Source organism: Aestuariibius insulae, from assembly GCF_040783535.2.
GTDB classification, from domain to species: Bacteria; Pseudomonadota; Alphaproteobacteria; order Rhodobacterales; family Rhodobacteraceae; genus Aestuariibius; species Aestuariibius insulae.
Genome location: NZ_JBFONW020000003.1, coordinates 360,034 through 383,006, shown reverse-complemented (window position 1 = coordinate 383,006; position 22,973 = coordinate 360,034). Strand labels below are relative to the sequence as shown.

At 62.4% G+C, this 22,973-nt stretch carries 26 protein-coding genes; 7 read left to right on the top strand and 19 right to left on the bottom strand.

Going from position 1 to position 22,973, the window contains the following annotated elements; all coding sequences use genetic code 11:
• Positions 1-121 precede the first annotated feature (121 nt).
• The 17 genes from nuoG to AAD018_RS10870 all read right to left on the bottom strand — a co-directional run bounded on the left by nuoG (position 122) and on the right by AAD018_RS10870 (position 13,489).
• Positions 122-2,143, bottom strand: a complete 2,022-nt coding sequence (gene nuoG, locus AAD018_RS10950) for an NADH-quinone oxidoreductase subunit NuoG (RefSeq protein ID WP_367316101.1) — start codon at positions 2,141-2,143, stop codon at positions 122-124.
• A gap of 318 nt (positions 2,144-2,461) precedes the next feature.
• On the bottom strand, positions 2,462-2,857 hold the full coding sequence (locus AAD018_RS10945) for a DUF5333 domain-containing protein (RefSeq protein WP_367316100.1): 396 nt from the start codon (positions 2,855-2,857) through the stop codon (positions 2,462-2,464).
• A gap of 85 nt (positions 2,858-2,942) precedes the next feature.
• Complete coding sequence (locus AAD018_RS10940) at positions 2,943-3,437, bottom strand: DUF3291 domain-containing protein (protein ID WP_367316099.1); 495 nt, start codon at positions 3,435-3,437, stop codon at positions 2,943-2,945.
• An 11-nt stretch (positions 3,438-3,448) separates the two neighbouring features.
• Positions 3,449-3,853 carry a hypothetical protein gene (locus AAD018_RS10935; protein ID WP_367316098.1) on the bottom strand — a complete coding sequence of 135 codons (405 nt, stop codon included), beginning with the start codon at positions 3,851-3,853 and terminating at the stop codon, positions 3,449-3,451.
• A 96-nt stretch (positions 3,854-3,949) separates the two neighbouring features.
• A complete protein-coding gene (locus AAD018_RS10930; protein WP_367316097.1) occupies positions 3,950-4,435 on the bottom strand; it encodes an EF-hand domain-containing protein in 486 nt (161 codons plus the stop codon).
• A 169-nt stretch (positions 4,436-4,604) separates the two neighbouring features.
• Positions 4,605-5,888 carry an NADH-quinone oxidoreductase subunit NuoF gene (gene nuoF / locus AAD018_RS10925; protein WP_367316096.1) on the bottom strand — a complete coding sequence of 428 codons (1,284 nt, stop codon included), beginning with the start codon at positions 5,886-5,888 and terminating at the stop codon, positions 4,605-4,607.
• Between the two features lie 3 nt (positions 5,889-5,891).
• Positions 5,892-6,125, bottom strand: coding sequence for a DUF5337 domain-containing protein (locus AAD018_RS10920; protein ID WP_367316095.1), 234 nt, complete (start codon positions 6,123-6,125; stop codon positions 5,892-5,894).
• Positions 6,126-6,129: 4 nt separating this feature from the next.
• A complete protein-coding gene (locus AAD018_RS10915; RefSeq protein WP_367316094.1) occupies positions 6,130-6,927 on the bottom strand; it encodes a hypothetical protein in 798 nt (265 codons plus the stop codon).
• Positions 6,928-7,091: 164 nt separating this feature from the next.
• On the bottom strand, positions 7,092-8,378 hold the full coding sequence (locus tag AAD018_RS10910) for an NADH-quinone oxidoreductase subunit E (protein ID WP_367316093.1): 1,287 nt from the start codon (positions 8,376-8,378) through the stop codon (positions 7,092-7,094).
• Between the two features lie 89 nt (positions 8,379-8,467).
• The gene (locus tag AAD018_RS10905; protein ID WP_367316092.1) at positions 8,468-8,749 is read right to left on the bottom strand and encodes a hypothetical protein; all 282 of its coding nucleotides are present in this window, start codon (positions 8,747-8,749) and stop codon (positions 8,468-8,470) included.
• Entirely contained in the window at positions 8,749-8,904 is a 156-nt protein-coding gene (locus AAD018_RS10900; RefSeq protein ID WP_367316091.1) for a hypothetical protein, read from the bottom strand. Before AAD018_RS10900 ends, AAD018_RS10905 begins: the two co-directional genes overlap by 1 nt.
• 16 nt (positions 8,905-8,920) lie before the next feature.
• On the bottom strand, positions 8,921-10,144 hold the full coding sequence (locus AAD018_RS10895; RefSeq protein WP_367316090.1) for an NADH-quinone oxidoreductase subunit D: 1,224 nt from the start codon (positions 10,142-10,144) through the stop codon (positions 8,921-8,923).
• Positions 10,144-10,374, bottom strand: coding sequence for a hypothetical protein (locus AAD018_RS10890; RefSeq protein WP_367316089.1), 231 nt, complete (start codon positions 10,372-10,374; stop codon positions 10,144-10,146). The genes AAD018_RS10895 and AAD018_RS10890 overlap by 1 nt, the downstream gene beginning before the upstream one ends.
• Positions 10,371-10,976 (bottom strand): NADH-quinone oxidoreductase subunit C, encoded by a 606-nt coding sequence (locus AAD018_RS10885; protein WP_367316219.1) that lies wholly within the window; start codon positions 10,974-10,976, stop codon positions 10,371-10,373. The genes AAD018_RS10890 and AAD018_RS10885 overlap by 4 nt, the downstream gene beginning before the upstream one ends.
• 209 nt (positions 10,977-11,185) lie before the next feature.
• Positions 11,186-11,719, bottom strand: coding sequence for a NuoB/complex I 20 kDa subunit family protein (locus tag AAD018_RS10880; RefSeq protein WP_367316088.1), 534 nt, complete (start codon positions 11,717-11,719; stop codon positions 11,186-11,188).
• 152 nt (positions 11,720-11,871) lie between these two features.
• Positions 11,872-13,221 (bottom strand): DNA-packaging protein, encoded by a 1,350-nt coding sequence (locus AAD018_RS10875; RefSeq protein WP_367316218.1) that lies wholly within the window; start codon positions 13,219-13,221, stop codon positions 11,872-11,874.
• A complete protein-coding gene (locus AAD018_RS10870; RefSeq protein ID WP_367316087.1) occupies positions 13,157-13,489 on the bottom strand; it encodes a hypothetical protein in 333 nt (110 codons plus the stop codon). Before AAD018_RS10870 ends, AAD018_RS10875 begins: the two co-directional genes overlap by 65 nt.
• A 307-nt stretch (positions 13,490-13,796) precedes the next feature.
• Here AAD018_RS10870 and AAD018_RS10865 point away from each other — a divergent pair, with 307 nt between their 5' ends.
• The gene (locus AAD018_RS10865; RefSeq protein ID WP_367316086.1) at positions 13,797-14,135 is read left to right on the top strand and encodes a hypothetical protein; all 339 of its coding nucleotides are present in this window, start codon (positions 13,797-13,799) and stop codon (positions 14,133-14,135) included.
• A gap of 28 nt (positions 14,136-14,163) precedes the next feature.
• Here AAD018_RS10865 and mltG read toward each other — a convergent pair whose 3' ends face one another.
• Both mltG and fabF read right to left on the bottom strand, forming a co-directional pair.
• Positions 14,164-15,342, bottom strand: a complete 1,179-nt coding sequence (gene mltG / locus AAD018_RS10860; protein WP_367316085.1) for an endolytic transglycosylase MltG — start codon at positions 15,340-15,342, stop codon at positions 14,164-14,166.
• Entirely contained in the window at positions 15,342-16,595 is a 1,254-nt protein-coding gene (gene fabF / locus AAD018_RS10855; protein WP_367316084.1) for a beta-ketoacyl-ACP synthase II, read from the bottom strand. The genes mltG and fabF overlap by 1 nt, the downstream gene beginning before the upstream one ends.
• A 178-nt stretch (positions 16,596-16,773) precedes the next feature.
• Between fabF and AAD018_RS10850 the strand changes: the two genes are divergently transcribed.
• The 6 genes from AAD018_RS10850 to AAD018_RS10825 all read left to right on the top strand — a co-directional run bounded on the left by AAD018_RS10850 (position 16,774) and on the right by AAD018_RS10825 (position 22,970).
• Positions 16,774-17,733 (top strand): PilZ domain-containing protein, encoded by a 960-nt coding sequence (locus AAD018_RS10850; RefSeq protein ID WP_367316083.1) that lies wholly within the window; start codon positions 16,774-16,776, stop codon positions 17,731-17,733.
• Between the two features lie 175 nt (positions 17,734-17,908).
• Positions 17,909-18,868, top strand: a complete 960-nt coding sequence (locus tag AAD018_RS10845; protein ID WP_367316082.1) for a hypothetical protein — start codon at positions 17,909-17,911, stop codon at positions 18,866-18,868.
• On the top strand, positions 18,861-19,730 hold the full coding sequence (locus AAD018_RS10840) for a ThiF family adenylyltransferase (protein WP_367316081.1): 870 nt from the start codon (positions 18,861-18,863) through the stop codon (positions 19,728-19,730). The genes AAD018_RS10845 and AAD018_RS10840 overlap by 8 nt, the downstream gene beginning before the upstream one ends.
• A complete protein-coding gene (locus AAD018_RS10835; protein ID WP_367316080.1) occupies positions 19,727-20,890 on the top strand; it encodes a hypothetical protein in 1,164 nt (387 codons plus the stop codon). The genes AAD018_RS10840 and AAD018_RS10835 overlap by 4 nt, the downstream gene beginning before the upstream one ends.
• Positions 20,887-21,978, top strand: coding sequence for a GNAT family N-acetyltransferase (locus tag AAD018_RS10830; RefSeq protein ID WP_367316079.1), 1,092 nt, complete (start codon positions 20,887-20,889; stop codon positions 21,976-21,978). The genes AAD018_RS10835 and AAD018_RS10830 overlap by 4 nt, the downstream gene beginning before the upstream one ends.
• Complete coding sequence (locus tag AAD018_RS10825; protein WP_367316078.1) at positions 21,975-22,970, top strand: nitroreductase family protein; 996 nt, start codon at positions 21,975-21,977, stop codon at positions 22,968-22,970. Before AAD018_RS10830 ends, AAD018_RS10825 begins: the two co-directional genes overlap by 4 nt.
• Positions 22,971-22,973 lie beyond the last annotated feature (3 nt).

Here is a 22,973-nt window from a genome sequence, read left to right as displayed (position 1 = left end):
GCTATCGAGCGGGAGGATCGGGTCGTCCGGACCGGCACCGATCTCCCGGCGAGTTGCTGTAAACAGCAAATGAAAGCGGGATGCCAGCCTCTTCCTGCGCCTCTGCGTGAAGTTGTTGCGTCTATTCCGCCGCCATCAGCGGATGACGTCTTGCCTTTGCCGCAGCGCTTAGTTCAGCCATCAGAGAAGACGCCCGCGCAATCGGATTTGTCAGGTAGAAATCCGTGACGGCGGACCGGAACGACCCCTCACTAAGATCACCGCCTTCCGGCACCGCCCAAGCATTCTCGGGCACCTCATCGATCTTTTTGAAGTGAGGCACCTCCGCCACCAGCGCCTGCCGAAGCTGCGCGATGCTGTCGAAGGGCAGCACATCTCCCATCTCACCGGACAGCGCGCGCAGGATCGCCCAATTCTCCTTGGCCTCTCCAGGCGCGAAGGACGCGCGAAACGCCAGCTGAGGCCTCCCTTCGGTGTTCACGAAAAGGCCGTTCTCTTCGGTATAGGCCGCACCCGGCAGGATCACGTCGGCGCGGTGCGCGCCGCGGTCGCCATGGCTGCCCTGATAGATCACGAACGGCCCGTCCGGCACGGCAATCTCATCCGCGCCCAGATTGTAGACGACATCTGCTTCATCCAGCGCCGCGTTCAGACCGCCCTCGGTCACAGCGCCGATATCCATCGCTCCGACCCGGCCCGCGGCCGTATGCAGCACCAGCAGCTTGGAATTGCCAGCTTCGGCCACCTTCATAGCGAGGCTCAAAACCGCGGCGCCGTCCGTACCGGTCAGCGCCCCCTGCCCGATGATCATTACGCCAGGCACGTCTTGCTTATCCGAATGGTCCATCCCAGCCAGCTTTTGAAGCGCGGCAGGGTCTGTCCCCAGCTCAATCACATCGTAGGTCAGGTCCTCCGACTCTCCGACGCGCGCCACTTTGGCGCCCTTGAGCCAAGCCTTGCGGATCCGAGCATTCAAGACCGGCGCCTCGAGCCGCGGGTTTGTGCCGATCAGAAGGATCATCTCGGCATCGTCGATCTCGTCGATCCGCGCCGTTCCGACATAAGCCGACCGGTTCCCGGCAGGCAGCGCCGCGCCGTCCGTTCGGCATTCCACAACACCGCCTTGCCCCTCGACAAGCTGCTTGAACGCGAATGCAGCCTCGACCGGAGCCAGGTCTCCGACCAAGCCAGCCAGTTTGGACGCCCCTTTGATCTTCTCCGCCGTCAGAGCGAGCGCCTCGCCCCAGCCCGCAGGCCGCAGCTTGCCGTTCTCGCGGATATAGGGCCGGTCCAGACGCTGCTTGCGCAGACCGTCCCAGACGAACCGGGTCTTGTCGGAAATCCACTCCTCGTTCACGCCGTCATGGTTGCGCGGCAGGAACCGCATCACTTCGCGGCCCTTCGTATCCACCCGGATCGAAGAGCCCAAAGCGTCCATGACATCGACCGACTCGGTCTTCGTCAACTCCCAGGGCCGCGCTGTGAAGGCGTAGGGCTTCGACACCAGCGCCCCGACCGGACACAGATCGATGATATTCCCCTGCAGCTCGCTATCCAGCGTCTCGCCCAGGTAGGATGTAATCTCGCTGTCCTCGCCGCGCCCGGTCTGGCCCATCTGGCTGATCCCCGCGACCTCGGTCGTAAAGCGGACACACCGCGTGCAAGAGATACAGCGCGTCATATGCGTCTCGACCAGCGGCCCAAGATCCAGATCGACCGCCGCTCGCTTTGGCTCGCGGTAGCGCGAAAAATCCACGCCGTACGCCATCGCCTGATCCTGCAGGTCGCATTCACCGCCCTGATCGCAGATCGGACAGTCAAGCGGATGGTTGATCAGGAGAAACTCCATCACTCCTTCGCGTGCTTTCTTGACCATCGGAGAGTTCGTCCGCACCTGCGGCGGCTCGCCGTCCTTGCCGGGCCGCAGATCGCGCACCTGCATCGCGCAAGAAGCCGCAGGCTTGGGCGGGCCGCCAACGACCTCGACAAGGCACATCCGGCAATTCCCGGCGATTGACAGCCGCTCGTGATAGCAGAAGCGCGGAATTTCGATCCCCGCCTGCTCGCAGGCCTGAATAAGGGTCAGAGCCGGATCGACATCGATATCGGTGCCGTCGATGGTGATGGTGCGCAGGTCGGACAAGGAAATCTCCATCGGGTAACGCCGCTTTTGACGTTACCTAGCGAGGCTCGACGGGTTTTTCCATCGCAAAACCGGCGTCCTCTTGCCGCGTCAGGTCCAGAAAAGAATTACCGCCAAAACGGCAATAAAGATAATGGCCAGCCCGACCTCCTGCAGACCTGATGGCAAGATCCAGCCCCGATCCCGCTCTGCCGACCCACCTTGAAATCCGCAGGTCGTGCAAGGCTCCAGAGGATACGGCTGTGTTCCGCACCTCGGACAACTGTCAGGATGAGCGCTCCCCCGGCTATCATCTTCGTCGCCTGAGATCATCAATAGCTACCTCAAAAGCTGGCCGACCGCCGTATTCGCCGCCATCTGAGCTTCGCCGACCCGGCAATGCCCACGCTCATCTCCGCGTGGCGCTCCCAGATCGGAAAGACGGGCTCGCGCGATCCCCTCCAAACGGTCCTTTTCAGCCTTGTCGTCGGTATAAGCCTCAATCTCGCGCTCTGAATATCCCAGATCGCGCGCCCGCGCTTTCAGTTGGTTGAGATACGAGATCCCACGAAGCAATCGCGCATCGATATCGTCGCAGCGCTTACTGATCTCATAGGCCATACCAACGACGATCAGCCCCTCGCGCACCTCGGCTACATCCTTGAGCGGCGGCTTAGCCATAACGCCCGATGCCAGCAGTGCGAAAACCGCACCGGCTCCCAGTAAAGCTTTCATATCCGTCTGCTCCTCAAAGCGGCCCGGATCTGATGTCCGGCCTCATCCATATGGGTCAGGCCGGACCGCTATCCAATATCAGCCGCTATTCGGCGGCCTGCTGCTGGCAACCCCGCACCTTGTGAAGACGTGCCTCCTTCAGCCAATCCCAGCCGAACGCATCGGCGCTGTCGCCATGCGTCTTGCGGTGCTCCAGCTTTTCAAGCGCCTCCTCGAGCGTTGGCTTATGGCCGATCGGAACCCACCACATCACAAAATGCATCTCGCCCATCACCTCGAACCATTCGGGACCACGCTCGTAGAATTGGCGGTGAACGGTATTCCAGACGAACTGCTCAAGCGTCTCGATGCTTTCCCAGACAGTCAAGTTCGAGACGAACAGCGGATCGCCATCGATCTTGGCTTCCGTATTGCCTGTTCCCGGCTCGCCCGAGCCCTCCATCATCCAGACAAAGCCGGGCATTCGCTTGCCCAGCCCGTTGATCCGGTCGAGCGCGTCCATGAATTCGGCAACGCGCGGATCGTCCGTCTCGGCGACCAGACGACCGATATTCAGCTCTGCAAGATGATGTCCCTCCATCCCGCGGCTCCTCAAACCGGAACCAGCAAGGCGGCAATAGACGAGGCGCGCGATTCCTCGGCATCGCCTGCAAGGCACAGATCTTCGTTGAACGACGACAGATTATTCCGTGCGAGGAAGACCCGCTCACTCACGTCGAGTTCAAGATCAAAGCCGCCCCGGTTCGGCGCAATCATTCCCTGCGACTGGCGAACTGCGTCCAGCGCCTGTTTACGACCGGCATCATAGGCGTAGCGCGAACACTGCGCCGCAATCCGGCGCGCGATATCGGCGGAAGCCGCGTATTTTTCCGGTGTTTCGGCCATCAAGGCCGCGACAGCAGGATCGCTGGTATCCACCTGAGGTGTTGTCGGACCGCATCCCGCGAGAATGGCAAGAATGCCCGCAGCGCCCGTGTTCCAAAGTCTAAGACCCATCGCATCTCTCTCCTCATCGCTCGGCCCGGTGCCGGATGATGAAGGATATGCATGGCCGAGGGCGGGGCGCAATCGCCTCGCGCAATACGGCAGATCTCAGCTTTGAAAGGCGTTCCGCATTGCGATGTTGAAGATATACCCCTGTAGATACTCTTCGCGCGTCAGAAGGTCATCTCCGTTCACATTGGCATAATCCGCCGAGACCAGCGTCGCGCGCTCGTATTCCGACGAGCTGACGGTCTGGTCATTGTTACGATCCATCACGTCAAAGACGATCGCCATCGACGTCAGATAGGCTTGATCGCGTCCGCGAAACTCAGCCAGATCGGCCAGACCGAACTGCCAGGTCTGGAGCTCTTCCAGCACAATCATACCGTCGCCATCCTGATCGACGGAAACAAAGACCTGATCTCCGAAATCGATAAGCTCGCGGCGGGAGATCATCCCGTCAAGATCGACATCGATACTACGGGCGAACATGTCCCCAACCGCCTTGGCGGAATCATGGGTGTCCGTGAGAGGGGCGGCAAGCGCGGGACCTGCTGCGATCGCAAGTCCGGCAAGAAACGTCATCATCTTCATCTCGGCTCTCCTGGTTTGCCTTCCCGACACTCAATCTAAACCGATCGGTTTAGATGTCCAGCAAAATTTGAACCGACTAGTTCATTTCTTTGCCGCAATGAAAACGGGAGAGCAGATGTCCTCTACTCTCCCCTTTCTACGTGCGGTCTAGCATTTTGGATCTACGGAATCACTCCGCTGCAACCGGCACCCGCTTGTGTCTGATCCGGTCCTCGATCTCATCGCGGAAATGGCGGATCAAACCCTGGATCGGCCAGGCGGCTGCGTCACCCAGCGCGCAGATCGTATGTCCTTCGACCTGTTTAGTCACATCAAGCAGCATGTCGATCTCCTCGACCTCTGCCTCGCCTTTCACCAGACGGTCCATGACCCGCATCATCCAGCCTGTGCCTTCACGGCAGGGCGTGCATTGTCCGCAGCTTTCATGCTTGTAAAAGGCACTCAGCCGCCAGATCGCTTTGATGATGTCAGTCGACTGATCCATCACGATCACGGCTGCCGTTCCAAGACCCGACTGGTTCTCGCGCAGCCAGTCGAAATCCATGATCGCCTCGCGCATCGTGCTTGCGGGCAGGCACGGCACCGACGATCCGCCCGGGATCACAGCTTTGAGGTTGTCCCAGCCGCCCCGGATCCCGCCGCAATGCTTGTCGATCAGCTCCTCGAAGGAAATCGACATCTCTTCCTCGACGACACAAGGATTGTTCACATGGCCCGAAATCGCAAAGAGCTTGGTCCCCGCATTGTTCGGACGTCCAAAGCCTGAGAACCAGGCCCCGCCGCGGCGCAGGATTGTCGGCACGACGGCAATGGACTCCACGTTATTTACCGTGGTTGGGCACCCATAAAGTCCTGCCCCCGCCGGAAATGGCGGCTTCATGCGCGGCATACCCTTCTTGCCTTCAAGGCTTTCGAGCAAAGCTGTCTCTTCACCGCAAATATAGGCACCGGCCCCGTGCACGAGATAAATCTCGAAATCCCAGCCCGATCCGGCAGCATCCTTTCCGACCAATCCTGCATCGTAGGCCTCGTCGATCGCCCGCTGCAGCGCTTCTTTCTCGCGGATATATTCGCCGCGGACGTAGATGTAGCAGGCATGCGCCTGCATCGCGAATGACGCGATCAGGCAGCCCTCGATTAGCGTATGCGGATCGTGCCGCATGATCTCGCGGTCCTTGCAAGTCCCCGGCTCGCTTTCGTCAGCATTCACGACCAGATAAGCAGGCCGTCCATCGCTTTCCTTGGGCATGAACGACCATTTCAGACCGGTCGGAAAGCCCGCCCCACCACGCCCGCGCAGACCGGAGGATTTCATCTCCTCGATGATCCAGTCGCGGCCCTTCTCGATCAGCCCAGCCGTGCCGTCCCAATGCCCGCGCGCCTGCGCGCCCTTAAGCGAACGGTCCTTCATCCCGTAGATGTTGGTGAAGATGCGGTCTTCGTCCTTAAGCATGGCTCACCTTTCTGTCCCGTCACGGCGACGTCGCTGGATCTGATATGTCAGAACGAGCCCCCAGAAAAGCCCAACCAGTGCGGCAAAATCGAAGATCAGCGCAAAAGAGGGCGGCCAGTTCATCGCACTGCCGATCATCTGCACGGCGAGCCAGCACACCGCCGTTCCGGCAATCACGATCGCGGCCAGCCGACCCTTGCGGGCCAGCGCAATCTCATCGTCGCGGCTTAAAGGCATCGCATCAATAGACGTCGCCCTTGTCGACCTTGTTCGAGAAGTCGGTCTCACCGCCACCTGATAATGTCTGGGACTGGCTGACCCAGTTGTCGCGGCTCGCCCGGCCCTTGAATCCTTCAAGGTTCTCATCGACCCAAGCCAGTTCCTCTGCCTTCCACGAGGCGATCTGATCGAAATGATAGATCCCCATCCCGTTCAGCATCTTCTCAAGCTTCGGACCCACGCCCTTGATCTTTTTCAGATCATCCGCGCCACCATCACGCGGAGCATCGAGCATCTGCGGCTTGCTGGCTTCCCCCGCCGGGGTCGCGGACACAGGCTGGGACACCTCAGGCTCAGGCTCGGACGCTGCGGGTTCAGACACGTCCGGCTCCGGCTGTAGAACGGGTTCGGGATCGGCCACCGCCTCGCGCTCCACCTTTTCGACCGGTGTCTGCGGATGGGTTGGCTCCGCCTCGGCCGCCTCTTGGTGATCATAGGCGGGCTCGGACGAGGCAACGGCATCCGAAGAGACCTCAACCCTGTCCGCTGCGACTGGCGAAGCCGCAGCATAATGCGTTCCGCTGACCGAGCTCTGCGTTCCAGGGATCACCACATTACCCGGAGCAGGTAAAGACCGGCACAGGACAACCTGAAGAAGCAAACCGACAAAGACCGTCAAAAGGCCGCCGCTGAATATCGCCTGAGCAGAGGAAAACTCCCCCAGCAGAAACACCAGCACCATGGCAACGACACCAAGCAAGCCTCCAACCGCCCAGCAGGCGGCAAGACATCTCAGCTTTCCGGTCTGAATTTCGGCCATATCGCGAACTCCCTTTCGTCAGGCCGCGCGCCACACGCGGCTTCCTGGCAGACATGGCCTAAGTGATAGCACTATATCGGCTTTTGCACAGGGTTCTTGCGGAAGACGTCTATCTCAACGTGCAGCTCAGGCCCGATACTGCACGCAATAAACGACGTTCGACATCAGCTCTTGGTCAGATCCTTCGCCTGACCGACCCAGTCGTCACGAATGATGCGACCCTTGAACTTCAGCCGCGCATCGACCCAGACGATTTCCTCGGGTCCCCATGTCGCAATCTGGCGGAAATGATAGAAACCCATATCGTTGAGCGTCTCCGCCAGCTTCGGACCGACCCCTCTGATCCGCGTCAGGTCATCGGGCTCCCCCTCTGGCGCGTCGAGGATCTCGGGCGCTTTCTCTTCAGTATCCGCGGGCACAACGTCGGCCCAGCGAGCCTCCGCCGATCCGCCACCTTTGGCAGGCGATACGTCTCGTCCCTCAACATCGCCATCGGTGCGCGTCCCATCCGGCGCGACATCGCCCGAGACTATCGTCGGCGCATCACGAACCGAGTCTTCTGCGACCTCGTCCGCATCCCCCTCGGGATTGGACTTGCCCACCGGCTTTGCCTTGCTTGCCGCTTCCGCCTCTTGTTTGGTGATACCGCTCGCATCGACAGCATCATCGGCGGACACCTTTGGACCCGGAGTCTCTTCTAGTTCGGGGCGGCGTTTGGGAGGCGGCGATGCGGTTTCGACACCGCTGCCGGTCCAGGGCGCGACCAGAGGGACCTCAGTTCCATCGATCCGCTTGACCGTATCTCCAATCTCGACCGCAAGCGCGACCGATCCATTATGCGTCTCGCACTCGCCCTCAGACACCTCCAGCGAGGTCAGTCCGCTTTCAGGTTCGGAGGTAAATCGTCCGTTCTGAGGCCCGGGCACCGGCACCTTGCCCTCCGCCAATTCATCGATGATCTCGCCCAGCCGCTCGGTCGTCAGATCCTCATAGTAGTCCTTGCCGATCTGCGCCATCGGCGCATTCGCACAGGCCCCGAGGCATTCCACCTCTTCCCAGGAGAACTTGCCGTCCTCTGACAGCTGATGCGGGCGCTTTGCGATCTTCTCTTTGCAGACGGCCAACAGATCCTCGGCGCCGCAGATCATGCACGAGGTTGTGCCGCAAATCTGGATATTAGCCACGGATCCAACCGGTTGCAGCTGGAACATGAAGTAGAACGAGGCTACTTCCAGCGCCCGCATATAGGCCAGATCCAGCATGTCGGCGACATGCTCGATCGCGGGCCGCGTCAGCCAGCCTTCCTGCTCCTGCGCGCGCCACAAAAGCGGGATGATCGCGCTGGCCTGACGCCCCTCGGGATACTTTGTGATCTGCGTCTCGGCCCAGCGCTGATTGGCCTCTGTAAAGGCAAAGCTCTCGGGTTGCTCGGGGTGCAGGCGTCGCAGCATCGGATCAGGCCTCTCGCGGTCGAAACTTGTGGTGCGCCTGTCCTACTCAGCCCGCACGGAATGGTCCAGCACCTGCGGCACGCGGCCGATCAGCGCAAAAGGGAGCATACCGTCACGATGCTGGAAGGCGGAGCGGATCTCAGTGGATCGGCAAACGCCTCGAAGCCGGGATAATCCGCCCGGCAGACCCAAAGCTCCGGCCCCTCGCCCGGCACCCGGACATAGATCAACGGAGAGCCGCCCATCGCGCCTGTCGCCTCCACCGTCCCGCCGCGCGCCAGCAGATCCGGCACCGACCGTGTGCCGCCCTCGGGCAGCGTCTGCGCCCCAAGCGGGGTCGCAAGCAGGATAAGAGAGACGAGGCGAAGCATCAAAGAAACTCCCGGATCAAAGGCACCAGAACCACCATGACAGCACCCGCGCCAGCCGCCTTGATCAATCGGTTGCGCCCTCGCGCAACAAGCGCCCCGCCGATCCCGCAAGCCGCTCCGATCACGAGTGTCCAAAGTTCAAGCGTCAGGGACATAGTCCGAGCGAGCCACTTACCGGTCAATCTCACCAAAGACGACGTCCATCGTCCCGATGATCGCCGAGACATCGGCAAGCTGGTGTCCCTTGCAGACGTGATCCATCGCTTGCAGGTGCAGATATCCCGGCGCCCGCAGCTTCACGCGGTAAGGCTTGTTCGTCCCATCCGCGACAAGGAAGACACCGAACTCGCCCTTGGGCGCCTCGACGGCAGCATAGACCTCGCCTTCGGGCACGTGAAAGCCCTCGGTATAGAGCTTAAAGTGATGGATCAGCGCTTCCATCGAGGTCTTCATCTCGCCCCGCGTCGGCGGCGTCATCTTGCCTCGCGCCAGCACATCGCCCGGCGTCTCGCGCAGCTTGGCGCAGGCTTGCTTGATGATGCTGGTCGATTCCCGCATCTCGGCCATCCGGCACAGATAACGGTCATAGCAGTCGCCATTCTTGCCAACCGGGATCTGAAACTCGAACTCGTCATAACACTCGTAGGGCTGCGCGCGGCGCAGATCCCAGGCGAGCCCCGATCCCCGCACCATCACGCCCGAAAAACCCCAGTCGAGGATCTCGTCCTCACTGACGATCCCGATATCGGCGTTGCGTTGCTTGAAGATCCGGTTCTCGGTCAGCAGCCCTTCGATATCGTCGAGCACCTGTGGAAACTCGTCCGCCCAGGTATCGATATCTTCGATCAGCTCAGGCGGCAGATCCTGATGTACACCGCCCGGGCGGAAATAGTTCGCGTGCAGCCTTGCCCCGCAGGCCCGCTCATAGAAGACCATGAGCTTTTCGCGCTCTTCGAACCCCCAAAGCGGCGGCGTCAGCGCCCCGACATCCATCGCCTGCGTCGTCACATTCAGGATATGGCTCAGGACCCGCCCGATCTCGCAGAAAAGGACCCGGATCAGCTGCGCCCGCCGCGGCACCTCGGTTCCCGTCAGCTTCTCGATGGCCAGACAAAACGCATGCTCCTGATTCATCGGAGCCACGTAGTCGAGCCGATCCAGATAGGGCAGGTTCTGCAGATAGGTCCGGCTCTCCATCAGCTTCTCGGTGCCGCGATGAAGCAGCCCGATATGCGGATCGCACCGCTCCACGATCTCGCCGTCCAGCTCGAGAACAAGGCGCAAAACGCCATGCGCCGCCGGATGCTGAGGCCCGAAATTGATGTTGAAATTCCGGATCGTCTGCTCGCCGGTCAGAGCATCCTCGTATCCGCGCGGGGTCGGATTGCCGTCCATCAGGACTTCTCCTCAAGGAATTCGAGCCAACGGTTCGGGAAGGCCAGAAGAAATAAGAAAATTGAAGCGACGGGAAGTGGCGCGACAAGCGTCGCTGCGGCCCAGAAGGACGATTTACCGAAACGAAGGGCGAGCGCGTAAATAGGGATGGCCCAGAACATCGCCACGACAAGGTGGAGCGCCATCTCGTATGGGGTGCCGCCGAACGGAAAAAGACCTAAAGTGCTCATTTCGTCTCCGTCTTCTCGTCCCCGGGCAGGATGTATTCCGCCCCTTCCCACGGGCTCATGAAATCGAACTGCCGGTACTCCTGAACCAGATCGACCGGCTCGTAGACGACGCGCTTGAGCCCCTCATCATACCGCACCTCGGTATAGCCCGTCGTCGGAAAGTCCTTGCGCAGCGGGTGCCCCCGGAAGCCATAATCGGTCAGCAGCCGCCGCAGATCCGGATGGCCCGAGAAGATCAGTCCGAACATGTCGAAGATCTCGCGCTCGAACCAGTTGGCCGACGGATGGATCTCGAGGATCGACGGCACCATCTCATCCTCGCGCACTTGCACCCTGAGGCGGATCCGATGGTTTTGATACATGCTCAAGAAGTGATAGATCACATCAAAACGCTTTGCGCGCGCGGGATAGTCGACTGCTGTGATATCAATCAGCGTCGAGAACCGGCATGTCTGATCGGCTTTCAGAAACTCCACGAACCCGACCAACGACGCCAAGGCGACATCGACCGTCAGCTCGTCATGGGCGACCTCCCAGGACAGCACACAATCGGGCCGCTTGCCTTCGATATGGCCGCCCAGTTCCTGCAACGCTTCTGTCATCTCTTCTGCCTCAGAGCTACGCATGCGATTTCAAACTTCCTCATCTCCGCCGGAATAACCGGTGTCGATCCCGTTCGCACATACATGACACATTCGGCCTTTGGTCCACTTTCCGTTGGGTTGACTGTTTCGACCGTCATGTCGGGCGAGCCGGACTTCAGGACAACCACCATGCCCGGCTTAATCTCTTCCGTCATTCTTATTCTTTCTTAACGAACGATCGTTCCCGTCCGCCGGATCTTCTTTTGCAGTTGCAGGATCCCGTAAAGCAGCGCCTCTGCCGTCGGAGGACACCCGGGCACATAGATATCGACTGGCACGATCCGGTCGCAGCCGCGCACCACTGAATAGCTGTAGTGATAATAGCCGCCCCCATTGGCGCAGGACCCCATCGAGATCACGTAACGCGGCTCTGGCATCTGGTCGTAGACCTTGCGCAGCGCAGGCGCCATCTTGTTGGTAAGCGTGCCCGCCACGATCATCAGATCCGACTGACGCGGCGAAGCGCGCGGCGCGGTCCCGAACCGCTCCAGGTCATAGCGCGGCATCGAGGTATGCATCATCTCGACCGCGCAGCAGGCCAGTCCAAAGGTCATCCAGTGCAGCGATCCGGTCCGGGCCCAGTTGATTACATCCTCTGTCGAGGTAAGCAGAAAGCCCTTGTCCTGCAGCTCTTTGTTCAGCGTCTGCGTGCCGACCTCGCGGTCGAACCCGGCCGTGTTGGCTCCGGTCATAACGCCCATGCTTGCTTCCTCTCGCTGGCCATGGGCTTCACCTAATCATGTGCGAGAGGCGGGTCAACGTGTCGACCCGTCGCGCAGGGAGGCACGAAAGGCTTTCAAAGAAAAATCAGGCCCGATTGTCCCGTCGGCCGGATGCCAAAGCACCCTGCTATCTAGCCGAGCGAGCGCATCTGCGGCCGCACCTGCGGAACCAGCATGAGCTCGGTCAAGGCCCAGACCAACGCATCGACCCGGTCCGGAGAGCCGCGCCCTTTAAAGCCGCTATGGCTCATCAGTCCCATCTGCTCTTCCAGCTGTCCCAAGCCGCGCAGATGATGCACACGGCCCTGTTCATAAAGCGCGGCAACCGGTTCGGCCCGCGCTGTTTTCCCGCGCGAGGCGTGGACAGCCTTGTAAGAGATCATCGGCCCGACCTGCCGGATCATCTCGGCCACCAGATCGCCGCCCTGATTGACCTCGGCCACCAATCGATCCGCCCCGAACTCCTCGCTCGCGGCCACGGCTGCCTTGGCCCAGGCCAGCGGCGAAGCACCCTCCACAGACCGGTCGGCCAGAACATAGGCGGTCCAGTCGCGCGGAGGGCCATCCGTGACCGCTCCCGCGACGACGATCCCGCAGGCATCGGACCCCGCCTTTCCTGTGACCGGAGGATCCACAGCCACAACGATCCGGCTAAGCGCAGGCGCCTCTTCAAGACGCGCCGTCTCCAGCATAGCGCCGGACCAGAGCGCTCCGTCGATTTCATCGATCAGGATGCCATCCAGTTCCTGACGCCCCAGCCGCGTCCCGCTATAGCGCGCCTTGACCTCCTCGAGGAAACCGTCCGCCAGATTGGCGGCGTTTGCCTCCGTCGGCGCATGCGTCATCACGGTCGAACTTCGATCGAGCAAGGCCTTCAGGATCGGCACCGGACGCGGCGTCGTCGTCACACAAACCTGTGGCCGCGTCCCCAGACGCAGCCCGAACTGCAACATGTCCCAGGTCTCTTCGGCCTTCTTCCACTTGGCCAGCTCGTCGACCCAGGCCGCGTCGAATTGCGGCCCCCGCAAGCTCTCAGGATCATGGGCGGAAAAGACCTGCGCCGTCGCTCCGTTCGGCCAGACCAGCATCTTGCGCCCGGCGATCCATTCGGGCCGCCGGTCGGGCGGAGAGCAGGCAAGGATGCCGCTTTCGCCAAAGACCATGACTTCCCGCGTCTGCTCAACCGTCTCCCCGATCAGCGCAATTCTCCGGGCCCGCCCGATACTCGAAGGGAGCGACCCTTCCACGATCGAGCGGACCCACTCGGCGCCGGCCCGGGTCTTCCCCGCACCTCGCCCGCCAAGGATCACCCACGCGCGCCAGTCCCCCGATGGCGGCAGCTGATGATCCATAGCCCAGAATTCGAAGAGGAAAGGCAGAGCGCGCAGCTCTGCCTCCCCAAGGTCGTGCAGAAACTCATCCTGCCTTGCAGCAGGACCGGAGGCGATGAAGGCGGCACCCGATCTGATGGCGGACCGCATCGAGGTCGAGCGGACTTGCCTTGCCGCCTCGGCCTGTCTTGTCACGTTCGTCATCGATCCATGCCTCCACGGCCTTCGCGTGCTCAAGCGCCGCCACCAGCGCCGCCCGCCTCTGCTTCACTGCCCTGGCCCCAGAGGCGCAATCGCCGTCGAGGGATCGCAGCGCCGCGGCCAGATCGTCACTCAGTGCCTTGAACAGCACTCTGCTTTCGGTCAACTGACCGTCGAATTCGTCACCCGGATCGGGCGTTTGGCCTGTCCTGCTCATTCTTGATTGCCTGCATTTTGGGGGATCCGCCACGCAGGGAGGGCCGCCGCCTCCCATGCCGGCCCGCGGGGGAGCGGACAGGCTGGACCACAGCGTCTAGCGAAGGCAGAGATACGCCTCGACCAATAAAAAGTCAATATTTTCAGATAGTAAGACGCAACACCCACCGTCCGCGATGGTCATATTCCGTTAATAAATAACCGAACTTGGTGATCGGCACAGCTTGAGGCTGGAATTCTATAGTCTCTTCGGAAATCATGGCAGCAAGGTCGTGAACCGCGGCACTCCCGAAACAGGACGGTCATTGATGCTAGCGAAGATCTACGGAGCTGGTGCCGCTCTCGGTTTCAGCCTTCTTCTTGCCTCACCTGTCCAAGCGGGTTGCGCCAATTTCGTGGATGGCAGCCTGGGATCCGACCCGCCAAGTTACCAAATCTGCTACAAGGACAGCTGCGAGATCACAACGCTCGACTGGGAATGTGCGAACGTAACCCAATGGAGCCGCCAGTTCGCGAGCGGCTGGGCAACATATTGCGAGGCGCCGGAAACCGGCGACGCTACCTGCGAGATCTATTGGCAGGACCGTCCGATCGCCTCTGAAAAATACGACGACATCTCGATAGAGCCCTATCCCGTCGAAAACTAGGCGCAATATCCGGCTTCACCGAACCCGCCTAGTTCTCCACCGGAGCATCCGCCTCCTGTGCCGCAGCGCGTTCCGCCTCGATCTCGCGCCAGCGGGCCACGTTGCGATTATGCTCATCGAGCGTCTGGGCAAAGGCGTGTCCCCCCGTCCCATCGGCCACAAAGAAGATATAGTCGGTCTCGTCAGGATTGAGCGCAGCCTCGATGCTGGCCCGTCCGGGATTGGCGATCGGTGTCGGCGGCAGGCCGTCGATCACATAGGTGTTCCACGGCGTCTCTGCGCGCAGCTCGCTCTGGCGCAGACCGCGCCCCAGCACCCGCTCTCCGCGAGTGATCCCGTAGATCACCGTGGGATCGGTCTGGAGCCGCATGCCCTGCTCCAGCCGGTTGGCAAAGACGCTCGCCACCTGCCGCCGCTCATCGGGCACCGCTGTCTCTTTCTCCACGATCGAGGCTAGGATCAACGCATCCTCCTGCGTGCCGACCGGAGCGTCCTCGGACCGCGCGGCCCACAGCTCCTCCATGATCTGCTCTTGGCGGCTCTGCATCTGCGCCAGCACATCGTCGACCTCGGTGCCCGGCGTAATCTCATAGCTGTCCGGCGCCAAAAGGCCCTCACCCGGCACTTCGTCCACATCGTCTTCTAGCAGATCGAACGAATTCAGCGCATCAACGATCTGCCAGGAGGTCACCCCTTCAGCCACTGCGACGCGGAAGCGCGTATCGGGATCCTGGCTGACCTCGGTATAGCGCTCTGCCACAGGCTCCTCGCGGGTGAATTTGGCAACTTCCGCATATTCATTCGTCGCCGGATCCAGCTCGCGCACGACCGTCTGCACCTGATTGACCCCGATCCGGTACACGACTTCGGTTCCGCAGGTGCTCGCCCCGCCGCGCGTGACGATATCGATGACCTCTTCCATCGACGCGCCCGCCGGGACCAGAAAGCTGCCCGCCTTCAACTGGCTCGTCTTGTCGCTATAGTCCGCGCCCATGCGAAAGATGGCCCGAGAGGAAATCGCCCCCTGATCGACCAGCTTTCCGCTCAGCCGCCGCATATTGGTGCCGCGCTCGACCTCAAGACAGATCGCGTCGTCCAGCGGCCCCTCGGCCACATATTCCTGCTGCCCCCAGACGATGAGACCACCTGCCAGAAACATCATCACGATCAGCAGCGTCAGCGCGTTCGAGGCGATATGGCGCCACATCAGCTTGGCTTTCCGAAGATCACGCTGGCATTCGTGCCGCCAAACCCGAACGAGTTCGACAGCGCCACGTCGATCTTGCGCTCCCGCTTGGCGTTGGGCGCCAGATCGACCGGCGTCTCGACCGCCGGATTGTCCAGATTAATCGTCGGCGGCGCGACCTGATCGCGGATCGCAAGGATCGAGAAGATCGCCTCGATCGCGCCCGCCGCACCCAAAAGGTGCCCCGTGGCGCTTTTGGTCGAGGACATAGTGACCTTGCTCGCGGCCTCTCCCATCAGACGCTCGACCGCGCCCAGCTCGATCGTGTCGGCCATGGTCGAGGTGCCATGGGCATTGATGTAATCGATATCCGCAGGCTCCAGCCCCGCATGTCTGAGCGCCGCCCGCATCGACCGCTCGCCGCCTTCGCCATCCTCTGAGGGCGCGGTGATGTGATAGGCATCCCCCGACAGCCCGTATCCCAGAATCTCGGCATAGATCTTGGCGCCTCGCGCCTTGGCATGCTCGTATTCCTCAAGCACGACGATCCCGGCCCCTTCACCCATCACGAAGCCGTCACGATCGGCATCGTATGGCCGCGAGGCCTTCTGCGGATCATCTCCCCGCTTGGTGCTAAGCGCCTTGCACGCGTTGAAACCGGCAATCCCGATTTCACAGATCGCCGCTTCGGCGCCGCCGGCGATCATCACATCCGCATCACCATACTGGATCAGCCGCGAGGCATCCCCGATCGCATGCGCGCCCGTCGAACAAGCGGTCACGACCGAATGGTTCGGCCCCTTGAAGCCGTAGCGGATGCTCACCTGACCCGAAATCAGATTGATCAGCGCCCCCGGCACGAAGAACGGAGAGACCCGTCGCGGCCCCTTCTCTGCCATCAGAAGCGTCGTATTGGCGATCGAGTTGAGCCCGCCGATCCCTGATCCGATCAGCACGCCCGTCCGTTCAAGGCTTTCGCGATCCTCCGGCATCCAGCCTGCATCGCGCACGGCCTGCTCCGCGGCAGCGATCCCGAAGAGAATGAAGGTATCGACCTTCCGCTGCTCCTTGGGCTCCATATAGATGTCGGCGTTGAACGCATCCTCGCCCTCGAGCGGGACTTCGCAGGCATAGGTCGTCGCCAGCTTGCTTGGATCAAAGCCCGTTATCGTCCCGGCACCCGACTTGCCCTCGAGAATCCGGCTCCAGCTGGCCTCGACTCCATCGGCCAAGGGCGTCACCAGCCCCAGCCCTGTCACAACGACTCGCCTCATGTCCCGTTCTCCGCAGGCTGTATCTGTCAACGCGCAGAGATATACGCCGCCCCGCCGCCCCGCAAGCCTGACCCCGCCGCGGCACTCCGCGGCATGTCTTCGGGCAAACCGTCATTCATCGGATCTTAAGGACTGCCTGCGATGACGTGAGCCAGATTGGAACGGACGGGACCACGCTGTGATCCAACCGCGAATTCTTCTACTTTTCTGGGCCATTTCGCTTTTTGCGTCGCAGGCCCATGCCCGTGAATGCGGGGTATTCGACCGCCTTGACCGCGCCTATGCCAGCTATGTCAATCTGACCAAGGCGCTGGCACGACCGGACCGGCTGAATGCTGCCAATGTGCTGCGTTACGACCTGCGAACCCTGAACGCCGCCAGCGTCACCTACGCATTGGAGGGGACATCAATGATGGCCCACCGCAAGGAGATCCTGGTGTTCCTTCAAGCCGCCGAAACATTGTCCAGCCAAGCCGCCCGTCCCGGCCCGTTGCTCGATCAATCTCTGCGCCTCGAAAATGCGGACATCATCGCCACGGCCGGACGTAGATTATCCGCCTTTGACTGCCGGACCGATACCCGCCTGGCCACCGGGGCGACGACAGGCCATCAAGACGGCCAGGACGCGCGAACCGGGGTCGATCTTATGGCGGGACGCCGGCAGAACGCGCTCGACGGGATCATGGAGACAGCGCAACGGCATCCGCTCACCGCGATCCTCTCCGGTCTCGGCGGGCTCGTGCTTCTTGCAGCGCTGGTCTTGGCTCCCCGCGTCATGAGATCGCTCTCTCATCATACAAAAAACGGCAGGAGGGCGAGGCGGATCAATCTCTCACTCGACATCCCTCTCGATCTGAAAGGGGCATCCCTGATCGTGAGAACATCCGATATCAGCAAAAGCGGGCTCAAAATCGAACGTCCTTTCACTCCGAGTCATGCCAAAGGTGATCCGGTTGGTCTCCGGATTGAAGACCAACCATTCCAGGGCCGTATTGTCTGGTTGAACGACACCCATATGGGGGTTCAGCTCAATCGCCCGGTGCCTCGCAAGCTCTTCCGCACACTTGCACGACGGGCGCGAAAAAACTCGAAATCTGCAATAACCGCGCCTCAGGCGCCACAGGTGGGATCTGTGTAGACCATTCGGCACACCCTTTCCGACGCATAGGCGGCGCGGCCATCAAATAGTCCGATTTTCCACCGTTTTCTTGTCCTGAGCCACGCTCTAGAACCGATCCGACCGGGCGCAGCAGAAAAGGACAAGTCCCGCCAATGACCCGCATCGCAATCCGCAGGCCAACAGACAGCGTCGTATGACCCCGCTCGCGCTCCTCTCCTCGCTGACCCAGCGGCACATGCGCCTGACGCTTGTCAACGGGCCCCACCGCACCCGCATTTATGACCGCCCCGGCCTCAGCCTGCCCGGCGAAGAGCAGGCCCGCCTGCGCGCCGACGTCACCGCGCTCGCCTACAAGGTCGAACCGCGCGGCGCGCTCGATTACGGCGTCTTCCTCGATGATCCTGAAATCTGGGCCAATATCGTCCTGACCCTCGTCTACGACCGCAAAAGCAAGGAGCTGATCGGCTTCAATGCCCTGCGCTGGATCGATCTGCAGGACCCGGCCATCGACGCGCCCGTCCTGCATCTGGGCCTCGCCATGGTCGATCCTGACGCGCAGGGCCGGGGCGTCTCTTGGATCCTTTACGGGCTGACCGTTGTTCTCCTTTTCCTGCGCGGCGGCCTGCGCCCCCTTCGGATCACCAGCGTCAGCCAGGTTCCCGCCGTCGTGGGCCGCGTCGCGCAATCCTTCACCGACGTCTATCCCGACGGAAAACGCGCCCGCCCCCGCTTTCGCCACCTGCGCATCGCGCGCGGCGTCATGCGCAACCACCGCGCCGCCTTCGGGGTCGGCGCGGACGCCTGGTTCGAAGAGGACGGCTTCGTCATTCGCAACGCTTATACCGGCGGCTCTGACGCGATGAAAAAGGCCTTCGACGAGGCCTCCCACCACCGCGACGGCTATATCAACGATCTGTGCCGCGAGACGCTCGATTACGCACGCGGCGACGATATTCTCCAGGTCGGCCAGATGGACCTGCCCACCGCGCGCCAGTACCTGCTCAAGGAGGTGCCGCGCGACTCCCGCAAGGCCGTCCTCTTCGCCGGCGCCTTCTCCATCGTCCAGACCTGGGCCGTCCCCATCGCAAGCTGGCTCGATAGCCGCCGCAGCTGGGACGGCCTGCGCCCCGCCCGAAAGGCCGATCATGTTTGACTATGCCGAGTTCACAACCCGCAATATCGGCTTCGTCACCCTCGCCCAGCAAGAGGCGCTCCGCCGCGCCCATGTCTTCGTCTGCGGCACCGGCGGCATGGGCGGCGCGGTCATCCTCGCGCTGGCCCGCGCGGGCGTCGGCCGCCTGACGATCTGCGATCTCGACGCGTTCGAGCTGTCGAACCTCAACCGCCAGGTCTTCGCCAATCTCGCCACCATCGGCCAGCACAAGGCCGAAGCGACAGCGGACCAGCTCAGACAGATCAACCCCGAGATCGAACTCGAAGTCCTCCACGGCGACTGGACCGATCAGGCGGACCGCATCGTCTCGTGCACGGATGTCGTGGTGAACGGCACCGACGATCTGGGCGCCTCGCTCCTGCTCTACCGAACCGCCAAAACGCATGGCAAACCCGTGATCGACAGCTACGCCTCGCCGCTCCCGTCGGTTTACGTCACGCGCCCGACCGATCCTGCACCCGAAATCCGGCTCGGCTACCCAACAGCCCAAACCGCCTGGAACGCCCTCACGGACGATCAGCGCGCCGTGGCTTTTCGCGCCGAAGCCGAATACATCCTCATCCACAGCGCCTCCGCCTTCCATATCGACCTCGACCTCGCCGGAGAGGTCGCGGCAGGCCGCCGCTCCCGCATGTCCTTCGCTCCCATGGTCCTCACCTCCGGCATGCTCATGGCCTACGAGGCGCTCAACATCCTGACCAGCACGCCCAGCAAAACCGACTGTCGCGGCTGGTTCCTCAACCCCTATCGCGCTCGCGTTGAGCGTCCGCAGAACGCGCTCATCTCAGCGATCCTGCGCCCCATCGTCCGCCGTAAGCTCGCAAAGATGATGGCCCCATGACCCCGACCGCACTCTATGCCGACTGCCTGATCTCGGGCCTCGCGGGTCTTGCCTTTCTCGGCTTGCGCGGACGACTGAGAGACGCTGGCCTGACCGGGCGGCTCCTGAAGATGCTGCGTTTTCTGACCGGCCTCTTCGCGGCATTCTTCCTGCTGCGCGTTCCCGCCTGGCTCACCGGCTGGGATCTGGCCGACCGCATCCTTCTGGCCACTGCCGCGCTGATCCCGCTTGCGATCGTACTCCTGACCGAAGCCGCGCTGGCCCGCCATGCGCCCCGCAGCCTCAAGCTGCTTCTGGCTATCGGTACACCGCTTCTGATGCTCGGCGCGTTCACCCTGCCTGACAGCGCAGCGCCGGTCTACCTGCCCGCGCTTTTGGCCTTTCAGATCGCCTCGCTCGTCTCCGCCGCCATCCTGCTCTGGCGCGGCGCGGACGATTTGACGCTCGCCCAGCTGCGCCTTCTGCGTACCTACGGACTGCTCGTTCTCGTCTCCGCCCCGCTCATCGCCACCGATTTCGCCTTCGTGCAGCTCGGACCGCCGCTGCACCTGTCGGGCCTTGTTGCGCTTATCGGGATCTGGCTCGCTGTTTCTTCGGCCAGTTGGACGGCCAATCCCGCCTCGGCCCTCCTGTCGCTCGGCGTGCTCGCTGCGTTGGCCCTCGCCAGCGCCGCTATCCTGACAACAAACCTGGCCGCCTATACGATCCTTGCCGCCAGCCTTCTGGCCATTCTGCTCTTCTCCGCCAGCCTGGGCGAGGCGCTGCGCCTGCGCGCGGGCAGTCTCGCCGACCGGCTCACGACATTCCTGACGCTCGGCCCGGATCTCTCGACGGAAACCGCTCTGCAGACTCAGCTGGCCAGCCATGATCCCGTCGTCATCGAAGGCACCGCGCTGGACGATTTCGACCGCCCGGCGCTCACCCAAGCGCTGGCGCGCAGCCCGCTCTGGTCCGCCAGCCGCAGCACCCGCGCGGACGAGGAGATCGCCGATCAAATGACCGAGCTTCTCCGCCGCTCGCGCAGCACCCATCTGCTTGCCACCGGCACCGACCCGCTCCGCCTGATCGGCCTGACGCTGGCGCCCGTCGAATCCACCGCTCAAGTAAAGGCGCTTCTCGCCGCTGCCGCTTGGCGTCTACGCAACGGAGATCCCCGATGACCCTCACCTTGCGCGAAGACGACTTCGAGGCGTTCTTTCAAGTCCCGTTCAACGTCTACGACGGCACGCCCTACGTCTCCCCGCTCAAATCCGACCTCAAGCGCTTCGTCTCGGCAGCGGCCAACCCCCTCTTCGACAGCTCCGACCAGATCACGCTCTACACCGCCCACCGCGACGGTCGCCCGATCGGACGCCTGACCGCCCATATCCACGCCGCCTCCAACGCGCTGCACGACCAGAAAGCCGCCTATTTCGGCTATTTCGACTGCGCGAACGATCCCGAGGCTGCGACCCTCCTGCTCAAAGCGGCCGAAGGCTGGGCCCGTGCCCGCGGCCTCACCAGCCTCACCGGAAACTTCAATCTCACCGCCATGCAAATGATCGGCGTGCAAACCGGCGGCTTCGAGGCGCAGGTCTTCTCGGACTGCATGTGGAGCCCGCCGCATGCCGCCCTGCAGCTCAAGGCGAACGGTTTTTCCCAGATCTTCCCGATGAGCACCTACGAGACCGATCTGCCCACATGGCACACCCATGCCGGCCCCGAACGCCACCCCCCAGAAGGCGTAACCTTCGCGCCGATCACGCGCCAAACGCTTTCCGCCCGGCTCGAAGAGGCGCGCCAGATCCTTAATATCAGCTTCGCGGACAACCCGATGTTCGTACCCGTCAGCAAAGAGGAATACGACTTCCAGGCCAAGGATCTGAAATGGGTGATGGACAAACGTCTCTCCGCTGTCCTGCACCACGAGGGTCAAGCCATCGGCGCGCTGATCTGCATCCCCGATCTCAATCCCCCGCTCAAACGCATGAAATCGCGCCTCGGCCCGCTGGCCCCCTGGCACTACTTGCGCCACCGCATGACGAATGACCGAGCCGTCGTCATCTATTACGGCGTCCGTCCCGATTGGCGCGGTAAGGGCCTGACCCCGCTGATGATCGATCGCATCTCCCGCGCCGCGCTCAAGGCGGGCTACAAGACCGTCGGCGGCACATGGATCGCCGACGTGAACGAGGCCAGCCTACGCCAGCCCGAAAAGATCGGAGCCACTCGCCTGCAACGCCTCCATCTTTTCCGCAAAGCGCTATGACCGTCCTCGACCACGACACCTTCCTGACCTGCATGGCCGAGGCCTCCCTCGCCCCCACGGTCCACAATACCCAGCCCGCCCGCTGGGGTCTGTCCCCCGACGGCACGATCACGCTCCATTGCGCGCCGGGGGCCGCGCTCCCCGTCGCCGATCCCTCGAACCACGACCTGATCCTCAGCTGCGGCACCGCGCTCGAAGGCATGGTCATCGCTCTGGCCGGAGAGGGTCATGCCGCCCAGGTCACACCGCTCGGCACGCAGATCACGGAACCGCTCGCCCGGATCACGCTCGGCGGATATGCCGAACCCGACCCGCTGGCCTCTGCCGTGTCCGCGCGCCTGACCTATCGCAGGCCCTTCGCCCCGGCCGATCCGGGCCAGTTCCAGGCCCTGACCACATGGGCGGCGACCGATCCTGACATTCACCTGATCACGACGAGATCGCGCATCACCGAGATCGCCGCTCAAAACGATGCCCTCTCCCATCGTCTTCTGCAAAACCCCGCCTTCCGCAAAGAGCTGCTGTCCTGGACCCGCCTCTCCAAATGCCACCCCGATTGGTCCCGCAACGGCCTCAACGCCGACGCCCTTGGCCTGCCCCGCTGGCAAGCGGCCTTTATGGGCGCCTTCTTCAAAGTCTTCTCTCCGCTCGACCGGCTGGGCCTCGCCACGGGCTTCACGGCCGAAAAGGACGATACCGAAACCGCTGCCGCCATTGCTTTTCTCGCCGTCCCTAAAGACCTCCCCGCGCTCGATGCCGGACGGCGCTACTACCGCGCCACGCTAAAGTTGGCCGCCAGCGGTTTCGCCAGCTGGCCGATGTCCGTCCTCGTCGACGATCCCGATAGCGAAGCGGCGTTTCTTACCGAGTTCCGCCTGACCGACCACCGCCTGATCGCCGCCCTGCGGCTTGGCCCTATCCCGAAGTCGCCCCCCGAACGGGCTCGCCTACCGATCACCGAAACGGCGATCACGCCCGATCTCCATCCGTGACTG